Annotated in this window: 10 protein-coding genes; all 10 read left to right on the top strand. The window is 68.3% G+C overall.

Annotated features, from left to right (window positions below; all coding sequences use genetic code 11):
• Positions 1-60 precede the first annotated feature (60 nt).
• Positions 61-381 (top strand): nucleotide pyrophosphohydrolase, encoded by a 321-nt coding sequence (locus tag ABL838_RS23455; protein ID WP_418122161.1) that lies wholly within the window; start codon positions 61-63, stop codon positions 379-381.
• Between the two features lie 116 nt (positions 382-497).
• Positions 498-1766: an urea ABC transporter substrate-binding protein gene (gene urtA / locus ABL838_RS23450; protein WP_019657838.1), complete on the top strand. Its 1269-nt coding sequence runs from the start codon at positions 498-500 to the stop codon at positions 1764-1766.
• Between the two features lie 193 nt (positions 1767-1959).
• The gene (gene urtB, locus ABL838_RS23445; RefSeq protein ID WP_418122159.1) at positions 1960-3507 is read left to right on the top strand and encodes an urea ABC transporter permease subunit UrtB; all 1548 of its coding nucleotides are present in this window, start codon (positions 1960-1962) and stop codon (positions 3505-3507) included.
• On the top strand, positions 3504-4724 hold the full coding sequence (gene urtC, locus ABL838_RS23440; protein ID WP_418122158.1) for an urea ABC transporter permease subunit UrtC: 1221 nt from the start codon (positions 3504-3506) through the stop codon (positions 4722-4724). The genes urtB and urtC overlap by 4 nt, the downstream gene beginning before the upstream one ends.
• Positions 4721-5599, top strand: a complete 879-nt coding sequence (urtD, locus tag ABL838_RS23435; RefSeq protein ID WP_184641126.1) for an urea ABC transporter ATP-binding protein UrtD — start codon at positions 4721-4723, stop codon at positions 5597-5599. The genes urtC and urtD overlap by 4 nt, the downstream gene beginning before the upstream one ends.
• Before the next feature lie 13 nt (positions 5600-5612).
• On the top strand, positions 5613-6305 hold the full coding sequence (urtE, locus tag ABL838_RS23430) for an urea ABC transporter ATP-binding subunit UrtE (RefSeq protein ID WP_093197661.1): 693 nt from the start codon (positions 5613-5615) through the stop codon (positions 6303-6305).
• Between the two features lie 132 nt (positions 6306-6437).
• A complete protein-coding gene (locus ABL838_RS23425; protein WP_418122157.1) occupies positions 6438-7688 on the top strand; it encodes an MFS transporter in 1251 nt (416 codons plus the stop codon).
• Positions 7689-7790: 102 nt separating this feature from the next.
• A complete protein-coding gene (locus ABL838_RS23420) occupies positions 7791-9365 on the top strand; it encodes an alkaline phosphatase D family protein (protein ID WP_418122155.1) in 1575 nt (524 codons plus the stop codon).
• A 101-nt stretch (positions 9366-9466) separates the two neighbouring features.
• Positions 9467-10477 carry an aldo/keto reductase gene (locus tag ABL838_RS23415; RefSeq protein WP_418122154.1) on the top strand — a complete coding sequence of 337 codons (1011 nt, stop codon included), beginning with the start codon at positions 9467-9469 and terminating at the stop codon, positions 10475-10477.
• A gap of 197 nt (positions 10478-10674) precedes the next feature.
• A complete protein-coding gene (locus tag ABL838_RS23410; protein WP_418122152.1) occupies positions 10675-12150 on the top strand; it encodes an efflux transporter outer membrane subunit in 1476 nt (491 codons plus the stop codon).
• Position 12151 lies beyond the last annotated feature (1 nt).

Below are 12151 nucleotides of genomic sequence, written 5' to 3'. Positions count from 1 at the left end.
CCCAGATTGGGTTTGTTCCCGAAGCCCATGCCACACTCGCCGCACAACGACAGGTGTGCCATGGAATCCGATCTGCAATCGCTCATCCAAGCCCTTCGCGACTTCGCCCAGGCCCGCGACTGGGAGCAGTTCCATTCCCCCAAGAACCTTGCCTGCGCACTTTCGGTGGAGGCCGCCGAGTTGCTCGAACACTTCCAGTGGCTCACCGAGGCCCAGAGCCGCGACCTGCCGGCCGACAAGCGCGCAGAGATCGGCACCGAGATCGCCGACGTCTTCCTCTACCTGCTGCAGCTCGCCGACAAGCTCGGCATCGACGTGATCGAGGCCGCGCGCAGCAAGATGCTCCTCAACGCCCGCAAGTACCCCGCGCCGCCGGCCTGAGTACGTCCGTGTACGCCACCCGGCGTATTTCCCCTTTGTGGTGCATTCCGCAGACTCCCTCCCACGCCAGCCAAGGCTGTCGAAAAGGTTCAACCAACCCCGGAGCAGGAGTCCACATGCAACGTCGTTTCACCCTCAAGGCGCTCACCGCCGCCGTCGCGCTGGCCAGCATTTCTGCTGCGCCCGCATTCGCCGCCGACACCATCAAGGTCGGCGTGCTGCACTCGCTGTCGGGCACGATGGCCATCTCGGAAACCGTGTTGAAGGACACGGTGCTGATGGCGATCGACGACATCAACAAGAAGGGCGGCGTGCTGGGCAAGCAGCTCGAGCCCGTGGTGGTCGACCCGGCCTCCAACTGGCCGCTGTTCGCCGAGAAGACCAAGCAGCTGCTCGGCCAGGACAAGGTGTCGGTCATCTTCGGCTGCTGGACCTCGGTGTCGCGCAAGTCGGTGCTGCCGGTGGTCGAGGAAATGAACGGCCTGCTGTTCTACCCCGTGCAGTACGAGGGTGAAGAGCTCTCCAAGAACGTGTTCTACACGGGCGCCGCGCCCAACCAGCAGGCCATTCCGGCCGTCGACTACCTGATGAGCAAGGAAGGCGGCGGCGCCAAGCGCTGGGTGCTGCTGGGCACCGACTACGTGTACCCCCGCACCACCAACAAGATCCTGCGCGCCTACCTGAAGAGCAAGGGCGTGAAGGAATCCGACATCGACGAGAAGTACACCCCCTTCGGCCACAGCGACTACCAGACCATCGTGGCCGACATCAAGAAGTTCTCGGCCGGCGGCAAGACGGCGGTGGTCTCGACCATCAACGGCGACTCCAACGTGCCCTTCTACAAGGAACTGGGCAACGCCGGCCTGAAGGCCAAGGACGTGCCGGTGGTCGCCTTCTCGGTGGGCGAGGAAGAACTGCGCGGCGTCGACACCAAGCCGCTGGTGGGCCACCTGGCCGCATGGAACTACTTCATGTCGATCAAGAACCCGACCAACACCGCCTTCATCAAGCAGTGGAGCGAGTACGCCAAGGCCAAGAACATCGCCGGCCACAAGGACAAGCCGCTCACCAACGACCCGATGGAAGCCACCTGGATCGGCATCCACATGTGGAAGCAGGCGGTCGAGAAGGCCAAGTCGACGGACACCGACAAGGTGATCGCAGCCATGGCCGGCCAGACCTTCACCGCACCCTCGGGCATCGTCTCGAAGATGGACGAGAAGAACCACCACCTGCACAAGAGCGTGTTCATCGGCGAGATCAAGGCCGACGGACAGTTCAACGTGGTGTGGAAGACGCCGGGCCCGGTCAAGGCCAAGCCGTGGAGCCCGTACATCGAAGGCAACGACAAGAAGCCGGATTACCCCGCTGGCAAGTCGATGTAAGTGATCGACAAGCCCCTTGCCTTGCTCCCTCTCCCCTCGGGGAGAGGGCGGGGGTGGGGGCAACGGCGGTCGATTGGGCCGCCGCGTTTGTTTGAAGGCCTCCGGCCCTCACCCCAACCCTCTCCCCCAGGGGAGAGGGAGCAACACGAATTTCATGATGCTTCGACGATCCCTTCACTGCGCCTTCGCCGCCATGCTCCTCATGGCATCGGCCGCCCACGCGCTGACCGCCGACGAAGCCCGGGCCATCGCCTCCGGCGATTCCGAAGCCCGCATCGCCGCGCTCAACAAGGCCGTGCTCACGGCAGACGACAAGACGGCAGCCTTCATCCAGGCCATGTCCGACGACGCGGTCAAGTACACCGAAGACAAGGTCTTCGTGATGAAGGACGACAAAGGCTACGATCCGGTCACCGGCACCGAGCTGAAGGTGCCCGACACCGCCGAGGACGTCGTCAACAACAACCTCATGCGCGGCGCGCTCGATGCCGCGCAGGCCGCGCTCAAGCTCACGAGCAAGGACGACGCGGTGCGCGCCGAGGCCGCGCAGGCGCTCTTCAAGGAGCCCGACGAGTCGCGCCTGCCGATGGTCGAGAAGGCGCTGGCCGCCGAGACCAACCCCAAGATCAAGTCCCAGCTGGAGCTGGTGCGCGCAGCCAGCATGCTCGGCAGCGCCGACAAGGCCAAGCGCCTTGCCGCGGCGAAGGAGCTTGGCAACAACCGCAACCCAGACACCAAGCTGCTGCTCAACCAGCGCCTGGCGGACGAGACCGAGGCCGACGTCAAGGCCGCCATCGTCGCATCCATTTCGAGCATCGACGGCGCGCTGGTCTGGGGCGACCGCATCAACGCCGTGTTCAGCGGCGTCAGCCTGGGCTCGGTGCTGCTGCTGGCCGCGCTGGGCCTGGCCATCACCTACGGGCTGATGGGCGTCATCAACATGGCTCATGGCGAGCTGATGATGATCGGCGCCTACGCCACCTACGTGATGCAGGGCATCTTCCAGAAGTACATGCCCGAGGCCGCGTTCGGCTGGTACCTGGTGGCCGCCATTCCCGTTTCCTTCATGGCATCGGCGCTGGTGGGCGCGGTGCTCGAGCGCGGCGTGATCCGCTTCCTCTACGGCCGCCCGCTCGAGACGCTGCTGGCCACCTGGGGCATCAGCCTGATGCTGCAGCAGCTGGTGCGCTCCATCTTCGGCGCGCAGAACGTCGGCGTGGAAAACCCCGGCTGGATGAGCGGCGGCTTCACCATGCTGAGCAACGTCACGCTGCCGTGGAACCGCATCTGCATCATCGTCTTCGCCGCGTTGGTGCTGCTGGCCATGGGCTGGCTCATCGGCCGCACGCGGCTGGGCCTGTTCGTGCGCGGCGTCACGCAGAACCGGCCGATCGCCTCGTGCATGGGCGTGAACACCGCGCGCATCGACACCTACGCCTTCGCGCTCGGCTCCGGCATCGCCGGGCTTGCCGGCTGCGCCTTGAGCCAGATCGGCAACGTCGGCCCCGACCTGGGCCAGAGCTACATCGTCGACAGCTTCATGGTGGTCGTGATGGGCGGCGTGGGCCAGCTCGCGGGCACCGTGTACGCGGCACTGGGGCTGGGCATTCTCAACAAGTTCATCGAGGGCTGGGCGGGCGCGGTGCTCGCGAAGATCGCGGTGCTTGTCTTCATCATCATCTTCATTCAGAAACGTCCCCAGGGAATCTTCGCCATGAAGGGCCGGAGCGCAGAGGCATGAGCAAGGTCGTACTTCCAACCAAGGGGCCGCTCTTGAGCGGCAAGGGCTGGACGGCCTTCTTCGTCGCGCTCATCGTGGTGTGCGCGCTGGCGCCCGTGCTGAACATGTGGGTGCCCGTCGACAGTCCGCTGCACATGAGCGACTACGCGGTGGCGCTGGTCGGCAAGATCATGTGCTATGCGATCTGCGCGCTGGCCATGGACCTGATCTGGGGCTACACCGGCATCCTCTCGCTCGGCCACGGCCTCTTCTTCGCGCTGGGCGGCTACATGATGGGCATGTACCTCATGCGCCAGATCGGCCGCGACGGCAACTACAAGAGCGACCTGCCGGACTTCATGGTGTTCCTCGACTGGAAGACGCTGCCCTGGCACTGGACCTTCAGCGACAGCTTCATCGCCACGCTGGTGCTGATCGTCGCGGTGCCGGGCCTCATCGCCTTCGTGTTCGGCTTCTTCGCGTTCCGCTCGCGCATCAAGGGCGTGTACTTCTCGATCATCACGCAGGCCATGACCTTTGCTGCCATGCTGCTCTTCTTCCGCAACGAGACGGGCTTCGGCGGCAACAACGGTTTCACCGACTTCAAGCGCATCCTGGGCATCCCGATCGCCACGCAGGAAATGCGCATGACGCTCTTCGCGCTCACCGGCGCCACGCTGCTGGGCTTCTTCCTGTTCGCCAAGTGGCTCATCGGCAGCAAGTTCGGCCGCGTGCTGCAGGCCATCCGCGACGCCGAGACGCGCGTGATGTTCTCGGGCTACAACCCGCTGCCCTACAAGCTCACGATCTGGGTGATCTCGGCCGTCATGTGCGGCGTGGCCGGCGCGCTGTACGTGCCGCAGGTCGGCATCATCAATCCGGGTGAGATGAGCGCCGCCAACTCCATCGAGATCGCCATCTGGGCAGCGGTGGGCGGGCGCGCGACGCTGATCGGGCCGATCATCGGTGCCTTCATCGTCAACGGTGCGAAGAGCTGGCTCACGGTGGCCTATCCGGAGTACTGGCTGTACTTCCTGGGCGCCTTGTTCATTGCTGTCACGCTGTTCCTGCCGAACGGCATCGTAGGGCTGGTGCGCAAGTGGTTGTCGAGGGAGAAAAAGAAGACCCCGCCGCCCGAGCCTGCGCAGGATGCGCGTCGCGCAGTCGCGGCGGAGCAGGGCGTCGAGCCCGATGCGCTGGCCTCGCTGCCGGTGGATGCGAAGGGAGCACGCGCATGACGCCCGACCTGATGGAAGCCGGCGCCGAGCGCGTCGCGCGCGCCAGCGGCATCCACTACGTGAGCGGCAGCACCGAGTCGGGTGGCCGCGCCGCCGACTTCGGCCGCCACGTCACGCCGGGCGAGGTCGACGTCACGCACGGCCGCATCCTCTACCTCGAAGACGTGAGCGTGAGCTTCGATGGCTTCAAGGCCATCAACAAGCTCTCGCTGGACATCGCGCCGGGCGAGCTGCGCTGCATCATCGGACCGAACGGCGCCGGCAAGACGACGATGATGGACATCATCACCGGCAAGACCCGGCCCGACGAAGGTACGGTGTTCTTCGGCAGCACCATCGACCTGCTGCGCCACCGCGAGGCCGAGATCGCTCAGCTGGGCATCGGCCGCAAGTTCCAGAAGCCGACGGTGTTCGAGCACCTGACCGTGTTCGAGAACCTGGAACTGGCGCTGAAGACCGACAAGGGCGTGCGCTCGTCGATGCTCTTCAGGCTCGACTCTGCGCAGAGCGACCGGCTCGCCGAGGTGCTGGAGACCATCCACCTCGCCGACAGCGTCTCGCGCCTGGCCGGCAACCTGAGCCATGGGCAGAAGCAGTGGCTGGAAATCGGCATGCTGCTGATGCAGGACCCGAAGCTGCTGCTGCTCGACGAGCCCGTGGCCGGCATGACCGACGAGGAAACGGCCCGCACTGCCGAGCTCTTCCTTTCGCTCAAGGGCAAGCACTCGCTGATGGTGGTGGAGCACGACATGAGCTTCATCCGCACCATCTCCGAGATCGTCACCGTGCTGTGCGACGGCTCCGTGCTCGCGCAGGGCACGCTGGACGAAGTGCAGGCCGACGAGCGGGTGATCGAGGTCTACCTGGGCCGCTGAGGGGGAACGAACCATGCTGACAGTCAAGAACATCCACCAGTACTACGGCGGCTCCCACATCCTGCGCGACGTAAGCTTCGAGGCGAAGCTCGGCAAGGTCACCGTGCTGCTGGGCCGCAATGGCGTGGGCAAGACCACGCTGCTGAAGTCGCTCATGGGCCTGGTGCCCATCAAGAGCGGCAGCATCGAGCTCGAAGGCAAGCCGATCCACAAGGCCACGCCTTATGAGCGGGCCAGGGCCGGCATCGGCTTCGTGCCGCAGGGCCGCGAGATCTTCGCGCGGCTCACGGTCGAGGAGAACCTGCGCATGGGCCTGGCCTACAAGAGCGGCGGCACGCCCATCCCGGCGGAGCTGTACGAGCTTTTCCCCGTGCTCAGGCAGATGATGAACAGAAGGGGCGGCGACCTCTCCGGCGGCCAGCAGCAGCAGCTGGCCATCGCCCGGGCGCTGGCGCCCAAGCCGCGCCTGCTGATCCTCGACGAGCCCACCGAGGGCATCCAGCCCAGCATCATCAAGGACATCGGCCGCGTCATCCGCATGCTGGCCGACCGGGGCGACATGGCCATCGTGCTGTGCGAGCAGTACTACGACTTCGCCCAGGAACTGGCCGACGACTACCTCGTGATGGAACGCGGCGAAGTCATTGCGCGCGGCCTCGGCAAGGACATGGAAGCGCAGGGCGTGCGGCAGCTGGTGGCCATCTGAGTCCACAAGCGAGGCCCTCGCGGCCCTGCCAGTACAAGGTCTTCGGCATCTGCGTATCGGTGCGGTTTCAGGGTTTACCCTAAAATCGCGCCTTGCCCGCTGCCGCCGGGCACACCTCCCAGGAGCCTGGCCTTGAACGCCTCCCCACCCGCGCAGGACAGCGCGGCCACCGACATTTCTTCATTCACACTGCCTTCGGGCGCACCCGCCAACTTCCTGCGCGCGGTGCTCGCGCTCGGGGTCGGCGGCTTCGCCATCGGCACCGGCGAGTTCGTCATCATGGGCCTGCTGCCCGAGGTCGCACGCGACATCGGCGTGAGCATCCCGCAGGCCGGCCACGTCATCAGCGCCTATGCGCTCGGCGTGGTCATCGGCGCGCCGGTGCTCGCGGTGCTGGCCGCCGGCTGGCGACGCCGGGCGCTGCTGATCGCGCTCATGGCCGTGTTCGCGGCGGGCAACTTCGCCAGCGCCGCCGCTCCCAACTACCTGCTGCTGAACCTGCTGCGCTTCGCGGCGGGGCTGCCGCACGGCACCTACTTCGGCGTGGCTGCGCTGGTGGCCGCCACGCTGGCGCCGCCGGGGCGCCGCGCGCGGGCCGTGGGGCTCGTGATGCTGGGGCTCACCGGCGCCACGCTGGTGGGCGTGCCCATCGCGGCGTGGCTGGGCCAGTTCTTCGGCTGGCGCGCGGCCTTTGTGTTCGTGGGCGTCATCGCGCTGGTGGCCATCGCGCTGCTTCGCCGCGACATCCCCGACATGGCGCCCGCCGCCGGCGCCAGCCCCTGGCGCGAACTCGGCGCACTCAAGCGCAAGCAGGTGTGGTTCACGCTCGGCATCGCCGCCATCGGCTTCGGCGGCATGTTCTCGGTGTTCAGCTACATCAAGCCCACGCTGATCGAGGTGGCCGGCATGCCGGTGGGCGGCGTGCCCATCGTGCTCGCGCTCTTCGGCCTCGGCATGGTGGTGGGCAACCTCGTGGGCTCGCGGCTGGCCGACAAGTCGGTGATGCGCACCATCGGCGGCGTGATGGTCTACGCGGCGCTGGTGCTCGCGGTGTTCACCTTCGCGGCGCACAACGTCGTCGCGGCCGCCGTCAACGTGTTCCTCATCGGCTCGACCGTGGCCATCGGCCCGGCGTTGCAGATCCGCCTGATGGACGTGTCGGGCGACGCCCAGACGCTCGCCGCAGCGCTCAACCACTCGGCCTTCAACATGGCCAACGCGCTGGGCGCATGGCTCGGCGGCGTCGCGATCGCGGCAGGCCTGGGCTGGACCTCCACCGGCTGGGTCGGCGCGCTTCTGGCGCTGGCGGGGCTCGGCATCTTCGGCTGGGCGGTGGCGAGCGCGCGTGCCGCGGCGCGCCGGCCTGCAGCCGTCGCCTGCTGATCTTCGGGCCGCGGCCGTTTCGCAGGACCGCGGTTGACAGGGGCGAGCGAAGCGGACGACATTGCCGTGGATGACCTCGCCGATCACCCTGGCATGCGAAGAATGAGCTCGCGGCCTTTCCTGCCCTCGTTCTCGCGCCGGCGTCTGCTGGGCGCCGGCCTTGCGGCCGCATTCGTCGGCCATCCCTTGCCGAGGCTGCATGCACAGCCGGCAACCGCTGCACCAGGCTATCCGTTCACGCTAGGCGTCGCCTCTGGCGCGCCGCGCGCCGATGGCTTCGTGCTCTGGACGCGGCTCGCGCCGGAGCCGCTGCCCGGCGGCGGCATGGGCGATGCGCCTGTCGAAGTGAACTGGGAGGTCGCGGGCGACGAAGGCTTCAGGCGCATCGTCGCCAAGGGCAGGGCCGTCGCGACAGCGGAGCTGGCGCACTCGGTGCACGTCGAGGTGCAAGGCCTGCCGCCGGCGCGCTGGTACTGGTATCGCTTCACCGCTGGCGGTGCGCGCAGCCCTGCCGGCCGCACGCGCACCACGCCGGCCGACAACGACGAAGCCCTGCAACAGCTGCGCTTCGCCTTCGCCTCCTGCCAGCACTACGAGCAGGGCTACTACGCCGCCTACCGCGACATGGCCGCGCAGCCGCTCGACTTCGTGGTGCACCTGGGCGACTACATCTACGAGAGCTCCCGCAAGTCGCACCAGGTGCGACGGCACGAGGGCGGCATCCCCACGCAGCTCGCCGAGTTCCGCGACCGCTACGCGCTCTACAAGGCCGATGCGCAGTTGCAGGCCGCACACGCCGCCTTCCCGTGGCTCGTGACCTGGGACGACCACGAGGTGGCCAACGACTACACGAACGACGAATCGCCGCGCACGGCCGACCCCGCGCAGTTCCTTGAGATCCGCGCGGCCGCCTACCAGGCCTGGTACGAGCACATGCCCGTGCCCGCCAGCATGCGCCCGCGCGGCCCCGATGCGCTCATCTACGGCCGCCACCGTTTCGGCCGCATGCTCGACCTGCTGCTGACCGACGGGCGCCAGTACCGCTCGCACCACGCCTGCCTTTCGGGTCGCAGCGCCTCGCCGCTGGCCGATTGCGCCGACCGGCTCGCGCCCGGGCGCAGCTTCTTCGGCGCGCAGCAGGAGGCCTGGCTGGCCCGCGAACTCGCCGCGCCGTCCGCGCGCTGGACCGTGCTCGCCCAGCCCACGCTGCTGGCCGAGGCCGACCGCAAGCGCGGCGCAGAACACGGCTATTGGATGGACGGCTGGGACGGCTATGCCGCCGCCCGCGCACGCCTGCTCGACGCGCTGGCCGAGCACAGGTCGCGCGGCGGCAATGCGCTGGTCGCCAGCGGCGACGTGCACGCCTTCTGGGCCGCCGACCTGCGGCGCGGCGATGCGCAGCAGGGCCCGCTGGTCGCGACCGAGTTCGTCGGCGGCGCCATCACCTCCGAAGGGCCGAGCGCCGCCAGCGTGGCGAACATGCTCGCGAAGAACCCGCAACTGCGCTACGGCCGGGCCGACAGGCGCGGCTATGCGCTCGCCACGCTCGACACGCGCGGCTGCACGGTCGAGTTCCGCGCGGTGGAAGACGAGAAGACGGCCGATTCGCCGGTCGGCACCATGGCGCGCTTCTCGGTCGAGCCCGGCGCGCCCGGCGTGCACGCCGAGGCCAGCTGAAACGCCCGCCCGCCTGCAGGGTCGCGCGGCCGTGCCTATGATGGCCGCCGCTCCCTTCCTTCCATCTCATCTCCTTCCCTCCAGAGCGAGAACCGAACACCATGAGCATTCCCTCCACCCGTCTCGGCCGCACCGGCCTCACCGTCTCCCGCCTCGCCCTCGGCACCATGACCTTCGGCCTGCAGACCGACGAGGCCGTGTCGCACCAGATCCTCGACAAGGCGGCCGAAGGCGGCATCAACTTCCTCGACACCGCCGACGTCTACCCGCTCGGCGGCACCATCGAGACGGCCGGCCGCACCGAGGAAATCATCGGCAACTGGCTCGAGAAGCAGGGCCCCGCGGGCCGCCGCCGCTTCGTGCTGGCGACCAAGGCGGTCAACAAGGTCGGCCCCAACAGCTGGGACCAGGGCGCATCGCGCAAGCACCTGCTCGACGCCATCGATGCCTCGCTCAAGCGGCTGAAGACCGACCACGTCGACCTCTACCAGCTGCACATGGACGACCGCGAGACGCCGCTTGAAGAGAGCCTGGAGGCGCTCGACACCATCGTGAAGTCGGGCCGCGCGCGCTACATCGGCGTGTCCAACTTCCTGGCCTACCGCCTGGCCCGCGCGCTGGGCAAGGCCGAACTGCTCCGGCTCACGCGCTATGTGTCGGTGCAGCCGCGCTACAGCCTGCTGTTCCGCGAGATCGAGCGCGAGCTGCTGCCGCTGGCGAGCGAAGAGGGCCTTGGCGTGATCCCCTACAACCCGCTGGCCGGCGGCCTTCTCACCGGCAAGTACAAGCCCCGCAGCAAGCCCGAGGAGAACACCCGCTTCACCCTCGGCACCGCCGGCGGCATGTACCAGGACCGCTACTGGAACGAACGCAGCTTCAACACCGTGACGCAGCTGCACAAGCTCGCCGATGAAGCCGGCGTGCCGCTGGCCACCCTGGCCGTGGCCTGGGTGATGGCCAACCCGCTCATCACCGCGCCGCTGCTCGGTGCGAGCCGCCCCGACCAGCTCGACGCGACCATCGCGGCGGCGGAATACAAGCTCGACCCGGCCCTCAAGCAAAAGCTGGACGAGTTGACCGCCGAGTACCGCAAGGGCGACGCCCCGCGCTGAGCGGTTTTTCTCCTTCCCCCGCTGGGGGAAGGCCGGGATGGGGCAGGCCTCCGAACAGTCGCCGCGCTTTCTTGAGCGCTGCCGTGCCCCCACCCCGACCCTCCCCGAGCGGGGGAGGGAGGAAGACCGAAAACTGTCAAAACTGTCAGTTAGTCGACAGCGAGGGGTTTGATGCCGGCTCCTAGAGTGCCCGCATCATGGTTCTCTCCGACGCCCCATCCCTCCCGCGCGCAGCCCTCGCGCTGGCCGCCTTGCTCCTCGCGGGCTGCGCCGTCGGCCCCGACTACGTCCGCCCGCAGCTGGACGTGCCCGCCGCCTTCAAGGAAACCGGCGGCCCCTGGAAGACCGCCGCCCCGCAGACCATCGACGCCGACCATCCCTGGTGGGACGCCTTCGGCGACAGCACGCTCAGCGCGCTGATCGTGCAGGCCAACGCGGCCAACCAGAACATCCGCGTGGCCGAGGCGCAGTACCGCCAGGCGCAGGCGCTGGCCGCCGCGGCGCGTGCGGGCTTCTTCCCCACAGTGGGCCTCAACGCCGGCGCCACGCGCGCCCAGACCAACAGCACCGGCACCGTCAAGCTCGGCACCACCGACACCCTGGGCCTCGGCGCGAGCTGGGAGCCCGACATCTGGGGCGCCGTGCGCCGCTCGGTCGAGGCCGGCAATGCCGGCGCGCAGGCCAGCGCCGACGACCTGGCCGGCGCGCGGCTCAGCATCCAGACCACGCTGGCTCAGGACTACCTGCAGGTGCGCGTGATCGACCTGCAGCGCAACCTCTACGCGAGCACCACCGCCGCCTATGCCAAGGCGCTCGAGCTCACGCAGCACCAGTACGCGGCCGGCACCGTGCTGCGCTCCGACGTGGCGCTGGCCGAAAGCCAGCTGAAGACCGCGCAGGCGCAGGCGGTCGATCTCGAAGCCCAGCGCAGCCAGCTCGAACACGCCATCGCGGTGCTGACCGGGCAGGCGCCTGCGTCGTTCACGCTGCCGCCGCTCGAGACCTCTTCGAACCCGCCGACCGCCGAATCGCTTTCGTCAGCCGCCGCGCTGCGCCTGCAACTTCCTGTGACGCCTGCCGGCCTGCCCTCGGAACTGCTGGAGCGCCGCCCCGACATCGCGGGCGCAGAGCGCCGCGTGCAGGCCGCCAACGCCAACATTGGCGTCGCCAAGGCCGCCTACTACCCGCAGATCGTGCTCAGCGCCGGCGGCGGCTTCAGCGCCGCCACGCTGGGCACGCTGTTCAACACGCCCAGCCGCGTGTGGTCGCTGGGTGCGGCGCTGGCGCAGACCGTGTTCGACGGCGGCCTGCGCAAGGCTCACACCGACCAGGCCGTGGCCGCCTACGACGCCTCCGTCGCGCAATACAAGCAGACCGTGCTCGCCGGCTTCCAGCAGGTGGAAGACAACCTCGCCACCCTGCGCGTGCTCGACAACGAATCGGCACTGCAGGCCGACGCGGTGCGCGCCGCCCAGCTCGCCGAGCGCATGGCGCTGAGCCAGTACCGCGCGGGCACCGCCACCTACCTCAGCGTGGTGACGGCGCAGACGCTTTCGCTCACCAACCAGCGCACGGCCGCGCAGGTGCTCGGCCGCCAGCTGGCCGCCAGCGTCTCGCTGATTGCAGCCACGGGCGGCGGCTGGAACGCCGCAGAAACGACTTCCGGGAATTGAT

Source organism: Variovorax sp. 160MFSha2.1 (assembly GCF_048305075.1).
In the GTDB taxonomy this organism is placed as follows: domain Bacteria; phylum Pseudomonadota; class Gammaproteobacteria; order Burkholderiales; family Burkholderiaceae_C; genus Variovorax; species Variovorax guangxiensis.
Note: the sequence above shows the minus strand (reverse complement) of the source record. Positions and strands in the feature narration are given on the sequence as shown.